A 13,338-nucleotide genomic window follows, 5' to 3' on the forward strand; every position below is an offset into this window, starting at 1 on the left:
GCGCCCGCTTGGCACTCTATCGACCTAACCCAACCCCGCCCCATTCGAACCGGCGAGGTTCAAATGCGATTGCTCGCCAGATGAGCGATCTGCGCGCCGGCTTCATAGTAGAGCTCCTTCAAGCCGCGCAGCGGTGCCGGTTTCATGCCGCTCGTCGGCAGTGGAAGGTCTGCCGGGCTTTTCTCGCCGAGGATCAGCAGCGCCAGTTCTCGGCCGAACACCGTTCCCGGTGAGATGCCGCGTCCATTGTAGCCGAAAACACCGACCGCCTCAGGACCGAAATTGTGCAGACGCGGAACCGCGTCATCAGTCATGCCGATCTGACCATACCATTCATGGTCAAACTCAATGCCGGCAAGCCGCGGGAAAAGGCGCGTCAACGCCCTTCGCGCCCAGCCTTTGTGAATGGCGGCGCCACCATGACGCAGGGCGCCGACGGAGCCGAATACCAGCCGACCCGAGCGGTCGAGACGGAACGAAGAGAGGATCGTTTTTGTATCCCACACGCCCTCCTTGCCGGGCAATATAGTGGCGAGCGTCGCGGCATCGAGAGGCTGCGTGGCGAGATTGAAATAGGGAAGCCGCACTTGTGCATACTGCGTATCGCGAAATGGTCCCCGGCCATAGGCATCAGTGGCAACAACTAGCCATTGCGCGTCGATGTGTCCTCTCGGGGTGCGAATATCCCAACGGACACCAATCCGCTCTGCCGAAACGACCGGGGTCGACGTATGGAGGCGCGATCCGGCGGCGCCTGCTGCACGGGCAAGGCCACGGGCGTAGGCCAACGGTTGCAGCGTCCCCGCCCGTTCGTCGAGCAGGGCGCCGGCATAGGCGCGGGTGCCTACGCGGTCTGCGGTCTCCTGGGCATCGAGCAGGCGCACCGGTGCACCGCGTTTCAGCCACTGCGTTTCCCGCTGCCGAAGCTCTTTCAGGCCGGTTGCGCCGACAGCGCAATGAAGCGTGCCCTTGCGATTCAGCTCGCAATCGATGTTGTGACGGTCAATAAGAGACATCACCAGCGCCGGCCCTTCGCCCAGCACCTTTAACAAGCGCTCGCCATGTGTTTGGCCAGCCGCAGCCAACACATCGTCCGGCATCAGCCAAAGACCGGCATTGATGAGTCCGACATTGCGGCCGGCTCCACCGAAGCCGAACTCATACGCTTCTAGAAGAACCACGGATTTGCCGGCCTCAGCAAGGTGCAGCGCACAGGACAGGCCGGCATAGCCGCCGCCGGCGATGGCCACATCGGCTTGTATGGTCTCTTCCAGCGGCACCGTCACCGGCGCGGGCGGAGCCGATGCTTCCCACAGGCCGTGGGAGCGAGGATTGTTCAGCATCTTACCTCCAATTCTGATCCTTCAGGCCGCAGCGCAGCGCACGAGATGACGCCGACGACGCAGAGCGGATGCCAGGTTTCCGTCATGCGGTGGCCGGGACGCTCGGTGGCGATGGTGAGGCCGTACAATTGACGCGAAAGGCCGACGGCGAAATCGCAGATGTCGATCATTTCCTGGACTTCGCCGCGACCTTCCGACGGGATCTTGCCGACCTCGATCGAAACCAGGCGGCCGAGCTCTGCCTTGTGGGCACGCAGTTCTTCACCCAGCAGGCGCACCAGTTCGCCACGCTTCGGACCCGGCACAGGGCGCCAGGCCTCGAAGGTCTCATGGGCGGCGTCGATGGCCTTGTTGGCATCGGCTGCCGAGATCGTCTTCAGCGCGGCCAGCTGCTCACTCGACACCGGACTGAGCACCACAAGGTCGCCGCGCGAAAGCACGTCCCCGGCAACGCCCAGCTTCGCAAGCAGCTCGGCCGTTTCCTTCGCTATCGCCATGACATTCAGCTTTCCATTTCCTTCATCAAGCGCAGCCTCAGCTGTTCAGAACCGCACCACGCCGGTGACGCCGGGCGCCGTCGCCTGCCGGAATTGCGCAGTCATTTCAATTTTCGGGAGTATAGCGGTCGTAAAAATCCTGGTTGCTGCGGCCGAGCCCTTGTTCGGCGCTGAAGCTGCCGCCATGTTCCTCGACCGCGATCTCCGTCACGAAGCTGCGCAAGCGCGCCGATGAACGCGCCGGCCAGCGGACTGCCGGGGAGTTCCCAGATTTCGGCCAGGATTAGGGTGAGCATACCCTGCGGGCCGAGAATGGTACCCAGCCGGTCAATATGATCGGCGGCAAGTGCCATTAGGCAACCGCCGACAGAGCACAGGCGGCGGCAAGGCACTGTTTGGACGAGGCACGCTCGATGCCGGCGTAGTGTTCGAACTCGTTGAGCACGGCTGCGCCCAATGCCGCCTCGAACAGCTTCTGGTTCGGGCTGGCCGTGAAGTCCTGCACGGCATCGATGTCGAGCGTACGCGGAGTGAGGTGATTGATGTGCGGGCCCTTGAAAGACACCACGTCAGCGATCAGGCGGTGGGCGGCGAGCAGGCGCTCGTAAAGCGCATGGTCGACGCTGGCCTGTTCGTGCCAGCGGAATGTGTCCAGCACTTCGGCCACGAAGCGCTCGCCGTCCTCCGGCGAAAGCCCGTCGTCGCGCTCGGCTTTCTCCACCAGCGCGACGGCGCCGTCGGAGAAAATGCGGCGCCGGCTGAGGACTTCCCGGGCGGCGTCACGCAGTTGCGGATCGGCGATCAGATCGAGCCGAAGCAGCGAGGTGAACACGCGGAACGGGTTGATCTTGAGCGCTTCCTCGCCGACCGGACGGAAGGCTGTGGAGTGGACCGGCACGCCGGCCTCGCTAAGATCGTAATAGTCGACGGGAAACATGCCCATGATCGCGAACACGCGCCGCATCATGGCCAGTTCGGCCTTGGTGCCGAGGCGGATGGCACCGTGACGCTCCTGCGAGATACGGTCCAGTGTCTCGGTGGCTTCTAGTCTGGCTCGCAGTCCGGGTTGCCGCTCAAGCATTGTTGCGTTGATGTCGGCGACCAGCCCCATCAGCATGCCATAGGCCAGCACTTCGTTCCGGTACATGGCCGACATGGCCGCCGAGAAGGCGGCACGGATGGCATCGCCGGACATGAAAGTGCTGGATAGCATGGGCTTCGTTCCGAAATGCGGGCGACTTGATGCGCAATTGTTACTATATCGCGAAACGAAAGCCATGAGTCATGCTGACTTCATCTGAGTTGATATGGAAATTGCATAATCGTGTCTCGAACCCTAACTCCCACTTCGGCAAGCTGCAGGCCTTCGAGAGCGCCGCGCACCACGGCAGCGTCACTCAGGCCGGGCGTGAGCTGAACCTCACTCAAAGCACGGTCAGCCGTCAGATCAGGGAGTTGGAAGCCCAGCTTGGCATCGCGCTTTTCGAGCGGGCGCGCCAGCGTGTGGTGCTTTCGGATGCCGGCCGGAAATTGCTGCCGGATGCGCGTAAGCTGCTGGAGCAGGGCGAGGCGACCATGCTGCGCATCCTGAAGCTTGATCGCCTACGCATACGAGAACCGAACGGGGCCCGCGACGAGTTCCACCTCGCAGCCGCCGCCCAAAACCTCCGCAAACTCGCAAAGCTGATCCCAATGCCGATGTCGAAAGCGGCGTGAGAGGCCAAGGCCTCTACGCGCTTGAGATCGGCAACCTACCGAGCGCGCTCGCCAGTCGACCTTTTCAACGAAATCCGAGATTGCTTATGGAGTAACCGATTACTTCGGCGTATGTGTTCAAATCCCACACGGTCCGCCATAACCGCCGAACGCCCTCTATAGTTCGCTATTGTCGCCGATTACCGCATTCCACCAGATGAGATAGCAAGCAGGCCACGCCGCCGTTTCTACGCTATAGCCCGATTTATCTTCATGATCAGCGACGGCATCCAGCACGCCATTGCGACCGGCCTGCTAAGACAACCCAGCCCAGAGCGGGTTAACAAGCTTGCTACCCTAGCAATCTGTAGATCCAGAATGCCTCGCTATGGTCAACCAGTTCGTTGAGTTTTGCGGGTGGCAGGCCGGTAACCCGCCGAACCTCCCTCCCAAGATGGGATTGATCGGAAAATCCACTCTCAGTCGCGATGGCCGCGAAATTCAAGCGTTCCCCATTCGACATCTGGGCAGCATGCGAAATTGCATTCTCAACTCGGGCATAGAGTTGAAGGTCTCGCAAGCTCTGGCCTGTCCAGTATTTGACCAAACGCTGTACCGACCTCCGCCCGGTTATCCCGGCGGTTGATACCGTCCGCGTGGCAAGCAGCGCCAGCCAGCTTCGGACATCGGAAGCTTGCTGCGCATGTTCATTGTCCCAGAGGGAGTTCAGCAGATGATGAACTTGGGCGAACGGGTCCCGGCCCAATTGCATGGTCGCCAGCTGATCCAACCCGACCCCCGATATCACATTCTCCAAGGGGAGAACGGAGCCGACATATTGTTCGATCTTAATGTCGAGCAGGCGCGCCAACGCTTCAGGATAAAAACTAACGGTCAGCGCGTGGACGGCCCCAGGAGACCAACTGACGGAGGGGCTTCGTGTCGGACCTGAGAAAATGACTTTGGGAAGCGGGTTGCCGAGCGTTGGAACATGCTCTCCGGAGCCTTCGACCATGTGCAATTGGCCGTCCAGTATCCATGAGATGGAAGGGAATGGCGTCGCCGGATAATAGTTAAACCGATCCGCATCGCTTAACTGAACGTCGCGCGTATCGCGCTCCACTGCGAGATATACGCAATCACCAAGAGAGCGCCCAGGGCTATGCAGTGTCGCGTACTCAACTCGTTTCATGGCTCATGTCGTTTCGGTTCTATACGCCTCAGCCTCTTCGGTCCCATAGCGGATGGAGAACCGGACTATCCACGGGGCATACAATGACGCTCAAGCAGCAACTGTTTCAACGCTTTCCGCTCGACGGCTCTGTTGTCGTCGCTGGCGAGGAGGTGACCACTCCATATCACATTTACGACGGCACAATCCTGTCGCTTGGGGGTACGGTCGACGGGGAGGTCGCTGCCAGATTTCTGGCAGCTGAACATCTTGAGCCTGTGCTGGATACAGACGGGCGTGCGCTCGCCGCCATATGGATTTGCGATTTCACCAAAGCCAATCTTGATGCTCATCATGAGCTTCAAATATCTCTATTTGCCACACGGCGCAAAGTGCAACCGCTGCGGGCGGATGCGTTCTCCTTTCATCGCGCCCTGAACGTCATCCCCGATCTTATGATGGTATGTCATGGTCTGTGGAACAACACGCAACGCGTCGTTCGATACAATAGCGAACATTTGCTGCTCAATGCGCGCCTCACAGAGAGCAAGGTGGATTTCTCAGGCGATAACTGGACCTTCGAGTTCCGGGATGCAGGGGGCGGGTTGATCGCAGAGGGGTCGGTACCTGCCACGCGGCGCCAGCCGGCAGGTGTGGTGTGGAAGATCGCCTGGCAGATGGGACTTCGAGGCCTGCTGGGTCTTCTGAGAGCGCCCTTCTTCAAGATGCCTGTTGTGAACACAAGACGCCAGGGCGACGTCTGCAATCATGTTTGCACAACCTATACCGCTTGCGAAAAGCCGCTGATAAGGGGCGCCGCCGATAGGGACTTGATTGCTATAAGCGAGCCTATTTACGCAGAACTCGATTTCAGGATCAATTTCGTCCAAGTATTGAGAGATATAGGTTTCATTTTCATGCACCCAATACCCTTTTGAACAAGAAAAAGTTCCCATGATCCCTACGAGCGCTATGGGAAATGAAATGTCGGCTTTTGTCTATCCGCCTTCGGCATTCACCAAGCGGCATAGAAACTTGCTGATTCAACGCAGCAATCCGATATGGTCTGATGTAGCATAGCGGTAGATTCGAACCTTTGAAGGCAATTGTCCGCGAGCTGACACAGCTCGCAAAAACCATTTGTGGAGTGCGTATCTTGTCTAGCAGGATCAATTATTATCGCGCGGCACCAGTGGCGATGAAGGCGATGATGGCTCTGGAAGAAGCCACGAAGACCCTTTCACTCCGGAAGTCTATACGCGAACTCATCAAGATGCGTGTGTCACAGATCAACGGTTGCGCATACTGTCTCAACCTTCATGCCGCAGAAGCGCGCGCGGCGGGAATTTCGCAGCAAAAACTGGATGTTTTGGTTGCCTGGAGGGAAAGCCCCGCTTTCGATGAGAAAGAGCGGGCTGCACTTACTTGGGCCGAAGCTCTAACGCGGCTGGAGACATCTGGCGCTCCAGATTCTGATTACAGCACATTGGCGGCGGCTTTCGATGAGTGCGAACAGGTTGAGCTGACCCTCGTCATCACAACAATAAATGCTTGGAACCGCTTTGCCGTGGGCTTCCGTTCACAACATCCCGTCGATCAGTCGACATAGACCTCAATGGAGCGACGACCGACCACTTCCCACCCCATCGGAGCCATTCGCTCGTGCCTCAATTTAGAGGGCTATAGCGTAGGTGTAGTTCTCCGTTTCGTCGGCTTCGGCCCGCCAAACACATGGATACAGGCTTGGACGGAAGCCGGTCTTTGATGGGGTTGTCTATGCCTCCGCTCGATTGCAGCGGACGGATTTCGGGCGTGCGCAGGCAAGCATGCGGTTGAGGACGGCGCAGCCGATGGCAACTTCCGTCTGCTGAGCGTGAAACGACCGAGCCCGAAGACGTCGCCCGATGATGGACTTGTATCGTCCGATGGCGGTCTCGACCAGCGCGCGCCTGCCGTAGCCGGTGGAAGCCTGCCATTTCATCCGGCCGTCTCTGATGATTGCCGCGATATGCTTGTCCCTTTGGCCGGGCGGTTGATCGCCGGTCGGTTCGACCGCGTTGACGCGTGGCGGAATGACGATGGGACGGCGAGCGCCAGCCCCATCATTTGCAGCACCGATGCCAGCAGGCCTTCGGCTTGGCGCAGCCGCAGGCCGAACACCAGGCCCAGCGTCAAGGCGGTCTCGATCGCAAGATCGGAATAACGGTGCTCGCTACCACGTGTAGTTCGACGTGGAGCAACCCACATCGTAAGCGCCTGAGGCGTCAGCCATAGGGTTAAGCTGCCACGTCGGCGCAGCCCAGCCTCATATTCCGGCCAATTCGTCACCTTGAATTTCATCTTGTCGATGCGATGGCGGCAGGCGGCATTGTGTTTGAAAGGCATGACTGCGACAGACCAGTTATTGAGATCCCCGCACGACTACATCATGATCGGTGATCCGTGCACCAACGCCCCGCCGGAACTGAAACGTCGTTTCCCGGAACTGGCCGCCAGACAAGGCAATGCACAAAAGCAGTGGTATTCGATTGAGATAACCTGAACGTAATCCAGGTCTGCTCGGTGACTTCGAACTGGACTGATCTTCCCCTGAATAACGGCTCCACGGTCGCGCACGGCTCCGGAGAGCTTCGCCACCCGCGTACAACTGCGACCCGCAGCGTATTCCTTGGTGATGGCTGCTTTCGGGCAACGGCAAAGCTTCCCCCTACGGCCGACATTAGGCGCAAAGGGGTCATTGGCAACGCGGATGGTGGAAGTCACCTCGCGCCATCACGTACAAACCCGGATGCCTGCAATGGCCCCTCACTCGTCCCCAATCCCGCCGCCTGCCAGCCCTGGCGCAAGGTCGCCCGCGAGCAACGCTTCTTTTGCCAGCAATCCAGCATCTTCGAGTGCTTCGATGTCCGGAAGGTCGCGCAGGGTCTCCATACCGAAGGCGGACAGGAAGGTTTTCGTCGTCACATAGGTATAGGGCGCCCCCGGCGTCGGGCTGCGCGGTCCCGATGCAATGAGGCCGGCGTTGCGCAGGGCGCCGATCGTGTCGCGGCTGACATCCTTGCCGAAGATCTTTGTGAGCTCGCTGCGGGTGACCGGCTGGAAATACCCCACCGCCATCAGCACCATCGCCTCGAACTCCGACAGAGCCGCGGCGGTCGAGCGGGTGGGTGCGGATGCGGCGCGAATGGTGCCGGAAAATCGGCTCCGGGTGCGGTGCTGCCAGCCACCGGCGACCGAAACCAGCTCATAGGGCCGGTCGCGCAGTTCTTCCCTGAGATCGTCGATCAGCAGATCGATGCTGCAGTTCCTGCCTACAACGCGGGCCAGCGCCTCGCGGCTGACCGGCTCTCCGGCAGCGAAGACGACCGCCTCGACGCGCAGCATCCATTCGCGCCATCGCAGTTCCGGAGGCAGGTCCTCCAACTCGCGATCGAACAACACATCGTGTTGCGGATCGTCGACCGACTCCTTCTTTGCTGTGCTCGACCCGGCCACGGTCATACCCCATAGATCCGGAAGGAGGAGCGGCCAGACAGCTCGCGCACCGCGCCAAAGCTCTCCAGCCGATCGAACAGCCGGGTCGCGGCCCAGCGGGACAGCTTCATCCCAGGCGCGGAGGCTGGCACGGCATCCTCGGCGAGCAGTTTTCGGATGACGGCGCCGGCGCCCTTGGTGCGCACCTTTGGTACTGCCGCGAGCAGCTGGTCGGCCCGGCGGGCGATTTCGCCCACGGACCGCAGCCCCGCCCCGGCGCCCTCGACCAGCGCCAGGCAGACGGCGCGGGGAAAGGCGGCTTCGCCGGGGCGGACACGCCCCCTGCCCTGAGACGTCCTGAAGGCGGGGCCAGAACGTTCGGCCATCAGCAGCGGCACAGGGTACGGCCATCTGAGCTTTTCAGCGATCAACGCATCGGCGAGTGCCCAGGCCAAAACCTCCGCGTCCGGCCGCACGCCACAGATCGCCACCACCAGTTCCGCCGCGGCAAACGGCGCCGAACGACCGGACTGCAGCGCCGCGTCGGCGTGATCGACGACCGCGGCCAACCGCTCGTCCCAGGCCAGGTCGAGGAGTTCGGCAAACTCGGCGACGAATTTCGAGGTGATGGCGCCTTTCTTCTCGGAGAGCCTTTTGAAGGCCAAAAACACCTTGCCGGCCGGGCCGGGATCGTCGCCGGCGGCGGTCAGCAGCACTGCGTCGCGCAAGGCGGCTTCGTCTTCGCTGCGACCGAGCAGCCGGACGGCGCTTGCTGTGCATTTCAGCGCCTGGCGGGCGCGCCAGCAGCCGACCCAAACGGGCTTCGCACGGACGAGATCGTCAAGCGATTTCAAGGCGATGCCGGCGGCGAAGGCAGCGTCGGCTTCGCTGACATCGCGCCCCCCGCCAGCGCCCAGTCCGGCACCCGGGGCGGCCAGAGTGGGTTTGGTGACGACGCAGGCGCAAGCGAATCCATGCCGGCCAGGCTAACCGCGCGTGCGGTTTTGGCCACAGTTTTTCGTAATAACCGCACAGCTTGTCTTGGCGACAAAATGACTGATAATGTTGCCTTATCAGCTACTTAACAATACTCGGTACCCCTGGCCAGCGGAGATCAGGGCGCAGGGTAATGCCGTTCCTCGAGTCCCCACGTAGTTCCCGTCTGGAGCCCTTTCGTGAGCGATCTTCGCGCGCCGATAGAGCAGCTTCTCCTAACGATGGATTTGCGACGCCTTCATTCGGCGAATCAGGGTCTCTTCAGTCCTGGGTTACGTGCCAGCCGAACACCCGGTCCGCCGCCGTTCTCTGGAATGAACTCGATACCGGCCGCTTCGAAAGTTCGACGAATTGCGTCAATCGTCGAACTCTTTAGCTGGTCGCCGCGTTCCAGACGCGCAATGGTATCAGGCGATACGTCAGCGTTTCGAGCAAGGTCTCGCGTTCCCCAACCAAGCGCAACTCGCGCCATTTTACTCTGAACTGCGTTCATTTCGTATCTATGATACGATTTCTGTTGATATCTGGATTTATCCGCATTATCGTAACCCTGATACGATTTTATCGTTTGACCGATAGCGAAACGGCTGAAGGTGTTCCAACCACCATCAGCAGCTTGACCACAACCTAAGCTTTCGAGGAGCTCGGATCATGGCTGATTCCGACAATAGCACGAGTTTTGGCTGCGTCACGCGGCGGATGGCGCTTGTTGGATGGGTTGTTGGCGCGACGGGCTGGGCGTCTGGTGGCGCGGCGTCGGCGCGCGGCACAATGGCGGACGCGATCCCCGACCCAGCGCTGGCGCTGTGGCGGGAGTTGGCGGCGGCGCATGCGCGGGTGCAGCAGCTTTGCCGGCGGCAGCAACTGCTAGAGACGAAGCTGGCCGAGCGCGTCGACTTTGTCGGAGCGGTGGTCAGGGTTCCCGGTGGCGAGGAGACCGTGATCTGCTCGCTGGAAGCGCTCGACCGTCTCATCGGGACACGGACGGACATGGCGGCGATCCGCGCCAGCGTGGCGGCAGAGCTTGCCGACCGCCAGGCGTCTTTCGACGCCGCTGCTGCAGAGATTGGCTATTTCGCGGGACTTCGGGCCGAGCGCGCGGCGTTCGATCGGGTCGAGGCGCTGCTGCTGGCGCTGGCGACGACACCCGCCACCTCACTCGCCGGTGTGGCGGGCAAACTCGATGCCATCATGCGCGAGGGTGAAGCTTGGGAAGACTGTTCCGCCTTCCCCTGGCCGCAGATCCGTGCGGCGCGCGACGACCTTTTTCGGATCGGCCCCCAGATGACGCAGGGTACGTTTTTCCCAGCCGATTAGGCGATGCGGTTCTGTCTCCGCTGCCCTGTGACAACAAACAGACGGCGGTGGCGGGCAGTTTCGCCAGGCGGCTTCATTGCAGGGGAGTCGTCCAGTGCGGGCGATCAAGGTCAAGGCGGGGTGGCGCCGCGGCCTTGATCGGCTTACAGGGGACACAGACAGACATTCGGCGGTTCGACCTGAACCAACGGGCCGGCGGAGCCGGTCAAGACCATGGCCGGTAGGGCGGCGAAGACTTGACCGGCTTTCCTTCTCCGACGGCCGCTCCCCCTCTCCCGTCCCCTGGGGAACGCCCTAAATTTAAGTCTTCGCACTCCAGGCCACGACGCCGGTATTTTTCCCGCCGCTCAATTTGCCGGCTTCATACCAGCGGCGGCGTGCTCGTCAGCATTTCCCATGGCGGCCTTAGGCGTCACTATGATGCGATCGGCTACATGCTGCGGGCTTATTTCCTTGCAGTCCGCCGGCACATTGCCTTCGAGCAAGCCCTGCTCGCCTCGGTGAAGGCTACCTCCTAACCACGCTAATCCCCAGCCGATATCAGTGATCAAAGCCTTCGGGCTCGGCTGCGATTGCTTGCCCCTGCGGAAAGTATTCGTCACCCACATGCCAAATTGTCGCACTGCAACACCTGTTTGCGCTGCAGCAAAGAACGGTTGCCCGCAAGCCTATAGTTTCCGGATTGTAACAACAGGCAACGTCACGCCAGAAGGAGATTTAGAAATGTTGACGCGACGCGAAGCACTCTTGGGTACGGCCACCGGTGCGGCAGCGGCCGCGATCCTGGGCTCGATCATCGCCACGCCCGCACTGGCTCAAGCCGGCGCAGCCGATATCGCCGGTCTCCCGCGGGTCAAGGTCGACCTCGTTGCACCACCTTACGCTCACCCCCACGACCAGATCGCCAAGGGCGGGCCCAAGGTCATCGAATATCGGATGACCATCAAGGAACAGCCCATGGTGATCGACAATGAAGGCACCACGCTGAGGGCCATGACCTATGAAGGCTCCATGCCTGGGCCGCTGATGGTTGTGCATGAAGGCGACTATGTCGAGCTCACGCTCGTCAATCCCGAGGCCAACGAAATGCCGCACAATATCGACTTCCATGCCGCGACCGGCGCGTTGGGCGGTGGTGCGCTGACCCACGTCAATCCGGGCGAGCAAGCGGTACTGCGCTGGAAGGCGACGCGCACCGGCACATTCGTCTACCACTGCGCTCCGACGGGCATGATCCCCTGGCACGTCGTGTCAGGCATGAGCGGCGCGGTCATGGTTTTGCCGCGCGACGGGTTGAGGGACGAGAACGGCAGGCCGCTGAAATATGATCGTCTCTTCTACATCGGCGAGCACGACCTCTATGTCCCCCGCGACGAGAACGGCAAATACAAGAAGTATGGCTCGCTAGGCGACAGCTATGACGAGACGCTGAAGGTCATGCGTGGCCTGATCCCGACCCACGTCGTGTTCAACGGCAAGGTAGGCGCGCTGACTGGCGACAATGCGCTCAAGGCAAAGGTTGGCGAAACGGTGCTGTTCGTCCATGCCCAGGCCAATCGGGACACCAGGCCTCACCTCATCGGCGGCCACGGCGACCATGTTTGGGAACAAGGCAAGTTCGCGAACCCGCCCGCCAAGGATCTGGAGACCTGGTTCATCCGCGGCGGTTCGGCAGGTGCGGCGCTCTACACCTTCAAGCAGCCCGGGGTCTACGCCTACGTGAACCACAACTTGATTGAGGCGGCCGAACTCGGCGCAACGGCTCACGTGGTGGTCGAGGGCGAATGGAACGACGACTTGATGAAGCAGGTCGCTGCCCCCGGCCCGATTACGACCAACTGACCGGCGGTAGTCGTTCCCTGATCCAACTCGGCCCGCCGGCATGCCCGCGGGCCGTTTCTTTGGCACGAACACAACAGGAGCCAAACCATGAAACTGGGCAGCTTGCTTCTGACCACAGCCGCCGTCACCCCTCTGCTTGCGCTTACGGTCTACCTTCCCTTCCAGAAACCGGATAGGCCCGTGACACCCACCATGACCTCTCCGGCGACCGTCGTCGTTTCCCCCGGTCGGCTGGCCTATCGGTTGCCGGGCGAGTTCCTCAGCGCCGAACGCCCTGTCGATGCGCCCGAAAACCAGATCCGCTTCCGACGTTCGTTCGATATCATGGCTTACCAGGTCAGCGCCGCCGACTATGCCCTCTGCGTCTCCGACGGTGCGTGCGAGGCGCCAGACAGCGCCGTCGATCGTATTGGAAATCTGCCTGCTACAGGTGTGAGCTTTCGCGATGCGAGCGCCTATGCGCAGTGGTTGTCGGGCCGTACAGGACAAAGCTGGCGGCTACCGACGGACGAGGAATGGGCCTTTGCAGCGGCCGAACGCTTCAGCGAAGAGGTTCTGGACAAGGACGGTGGGAGCGATGCCATCGCACGCTGGCTCGCACGCTATCGCAGCGAGTCCGAGGCAGCGAGGGGCCGCGATCCTGAGCCCAAGCCGCAAGGACACTTCGGCGCCAACTCCAACGGCCTCTACGATGTCGGCGGCAATGTCTGGGAGTGGACGACGACCTGCTATCGCAGGGTTGCGCTAGATAGGAGCGGGCGCATCGACACCAGCACCGACAATTGTGGCGTACGTGTCGTCAGCGGCAAGCATCGTGGGTACATGTCCTTCTTCATTCGCGACGGTAAGAGCGGCGGCTGCGCGGCCGGCCTGCCGCCTGACAACCTCGGTATCCGACTGGTCAGGGAGCGTCCATCGATGCTCTCGGCATTCAAGGCCCTCTGGCGCGGCACGGCCGGCTAGCCAAGGCAAGCGCAAAGGCCCGGACCTCCTGTCGGAGATC

The 13,338-nt window shown here is 61.2% G+C and carries 12 protein-coding genes and 3 pseudogenes; 7 read left to right on the forward strand and 8 right to left on the reverse strand.

Going from position 1 to position 13,338, the window contains the following annotated elements; translation table 11 throughout:
* Positions 1–59 precede the first annotated feature (59 nt).
* From M2281_RS21860 to M2281_RS21870, 3 genes and pseudogenes are all read right to left on the reverse strand, one after another.
* Positions 60–1,343 (reverse strand): NAD(P)/FAD-dependent oxidoreductase, encoded by a 1,284-nt coding sequence (locus M2281_RS21860; protein WP_280823301.1) that lies wholly within the window; start codon positions 1,341–1,343, stop codon positions 60–62.
* Between the two features lie 41 nt (positions 1,344–1,384).
* A pseudogene (locus M2281_RS21865) lies at positions 1,385–1,840 on the reverse strand (aldehyde dehydrogenase family protein); the annotation flags it as partial.
* A gap of 496 nt (positions 1,841–2,336) precedes the next feature.
* Positions 2,337–3,053: pseudogene (locus M2281_RS21870) on the reverse strand (2-oxoadipate dioxygenase/decarboxylase family protein); the annotation flags it as partial.
* 71 nt (positions 3,054–3,124) lie between these two features.
* Between M2281_RS21870 and M2281_RS29270 the strand changes: the two are divergent.
* On the forward strand, positions 3,125–3,556 hold the full coding sequence (locus M2281_RS29270) for a LysR family transcriptional regulator (RefSeq protein ID WP_425537780.1): 432 nt from the start codon (positions 3,125–3,127) through the stop codon (positions 3,554–3,556).
* Between the two features lie 331 nt (positions 3,557–3,887).
* Here M2281_RS29270 and M2281_RS21885 read toward each other — a convergent pair whose 3' ends face one another.
* Positions 3,888–4,727: a helix-turn-helix domain-containing protein gene (locus M2281_RS21885; RefSeq protein ID WP_280823303.1), complete on the reverse strand. Its 840-nt coding sequence runs from the start codon at positions 4,725–4,727 to the stop codon at positions 3,888–3,890.
* Between the two features lie 83 nt (positions 4,728–4,810).
* On the opposite strand from M2281_RS21885, the gene M2281_RS21890 reads away from it, so the two are divergent.
* Together M2281_RS21890 and M2281_RS21895 are read left to right on the forward strand one after the other, a co-directional pair.
* Positions 4,811–5,644, forward strand: coding sequence for a hypothetical protein (locus tag M2281_RS21890; RefSeq protein WP_280823304.1), 834 nt, complete (start codon positions 4,811–4,813; stop codon positions 5,642–5,644).
* A 218-nt stretch (positions 5,645–5,862) separates the two neighbouring features.
* A complete protein-coding gene (locus M2281_RS21895) occupies positions 5,863–6,315 on the forward strand; it encodes a carboxymuconolactone decarboxylase family protein (protein ID WP_280823305.1) in 453 nt (150 codons plus the stop codon).
* A 165-nt stretch (positions 6,316–6,480) separates the two neighbouring features.
* Here the strand turns inward: M2281_RS21895 and M2281_RS21900 are convergent.
* Positions 6,481–7,091 (reverse strand): annotated as a pseudogene (locus M2281_RS21900) (transposase).
* Between M2281_RS21900 and M2281_RS21905 the strand changes: the two are divergent.
* Positions 7,090–7,248, forward strand: a complete 159-nt coding sequence (locus tag M2281_RS21905; RefSeq protein WP_280823306.1) for a hypothetical protein — start codon at positions 7,090–7,092, stop codon at positions 7,246–7,248. The pseudogene M2281_RS21900 and the gene M2281_RS21905 sit on opposite strands and share 2 nt — an antisense overlap.
* Positions 7,249–7,511: 263 nt before the next feature.
* On the opposite strand, the gene scpB is transcribed toward M2281_RS21905, so the two are convergent.
* From scpB to M2281_RS21920, 3 genes are all read right to left on the reverse strand, one after another.
* A complete protein-coding gene (gene scpB, locus M2281_RS21910; RefSeq protein WP_280823307.1) occupies positions 7,512–8,207 on the reverse strand; it encodes an SMC-Scp complex subunit ScpB in 696 nt (231 codons plus the stop codon).
* On the reverse strand, positions 8,204–9,034 hold the full coding sequence (locus tag M2281_RS21915; protein ID WP_425537781.1) for a DUF1403 family protein: 831 nt from the start codon (positions 9,032–9,034) through the stop codon (positions 8,204–8,206). Before M2281_RS21915 ends, scpB begins: the two co-directional genes overlap by 4 nt.
* 392 nt (positions 9,035–9,426) lie before the next feature.
* Positions 9,427–9,669, reverse strand: a complete 243-nt coding sequence (locus tag M2281_RS21920; protein WP_280823308.1) for a helix-turn-helix domain-containing protein — start codon at positions 9,667–9,669, stop codon at positions 9,427–9,429.
* A gap of 158 nt (positions 9,670–9,827) precedes the next feature.
* Between M2281_RS21920 and M2281_RS21925 the strand changes: the two genes are divergently transcribed.
* The 3 genes from M2281_RS21925 (at position 9,828) to M2281_RS21935 (ending at position 13,298) form a co-directional block, all read left to right on the forward strand.
* Positions 9,828–10,493, forward strand: a complete 666-nt coding sequence (locus M2281_RS21925) for a hypothetical protein (RefSeq protein WP_280823309.1) — start codon at positions 9,828–9,830, stop codon at positions 10,491–10,493.
* Between the two features lie 723 nt (positions 10,494–11,216).
* Complete coding sequence (gene nirK / locus M2281_RS21930; RefSeq protein WP_280823310.1) at positions 11,217–12,335, forward strand: copper-containing nitrite reductase; 1,119 nt, start codon at positions 11,217–11,219, stop codon at positions 12,333–12,335.
* Between the two features lie 87 nt (positions 12,336–12,422).
* A complete protein-coding gene (locus M2281_RS21935) occupies positions 12,423–13,298 on the forward strand; it encodes an SUMF1/EgtB/PvdO family nonheme iron enzyme (protein ID WP_280823311.1) in 876 nt (291 codons plus the stop codon).
* Positions 13,299–13,338: the final 40 nt, after the last annotated feature.

Source organism: Pseudaminobacter soli (ex Li et al. 2025) (assembly GCF_029892515.1).
Classification (GTDB): domain Bacteria; phylum Pseudomonadota; class Alphaproteobacteria; order Rhizobiales; family Rhizobiaceae; genus Pseudaminobacter; species Pseudaminobacter soli_A.

Bases quoted from the DNA above. Each gene is read 5' to 3' on its own strand.
- scpB (WP_280823307.1), bottom strand. From the start codon at position 8,207: ATGACCGTGGCCGGGTCGAGCACAGCAAAGAAGGAGTCGGTCGACGAT.
- M2281_RS29270 (WP_425537780.1), top strand. From the start codon at position 3,125: ATGCTGACTTCATCTGAGTTGATATGGAAATTGCATAATCGTGTCTCG.
- M2281_RS21890 (WP_280823304.1), top strand. From the start codon at position 4,811: ATGACGCTCAAGCAGCAACTGTTTCAACGCTTTCCGCTCGACGGCTCT.
- M2281_RS21925 (WP_280823309.1), top strand. From the start codon at position 9,828: ATGGCTGATTCCGACAATAGCACGAGTTTTGGCTGCGTCACGCGGCGG.
- M2281_RS21905 (WP_280823306.1), top strand. From the start codon at position 7,090: ATGACTGCGACAGACCAGTTATTGAGATCCCCGCACGACTACATCATG.
- M2281_RS21935 (WP_280823311.1), top strand. From the start codon at position 12,423: ATGAAACTGGGCAGCTTGCTTCTGACCACAGCCGCCGTCACCCCTCTG.
- M2281_RS21885 (WP_280823303.1), bottom strand. From the start codon at position 4,727: ATGAAACGAGTTGAGTACGCGACACTGCATAGCCCTGGGCGCTCTCTT.
- M2281_RS21920 (WP_280823308.1), bottom strand. From the start codon at position 9,669: ATGAACGCAGTTCAGAGTAAAATGGCGCGAGTTGCGCTTGGTTGGGGA.
- M2281_RS21860 (WP_280823301.1), bottom strand. From the start codon at position 1,343: ATGCTGAACAATCCTCGCTCCCACGGCCTGTGGGAAGCATCGGCTCCG.
- nirK (WP_280823310.1), top strand. From the start codon at position 11,217: ATGTTGACGCGACGCGAAGCACTCTTGGGTACGGCCACCGGTGCGGCA.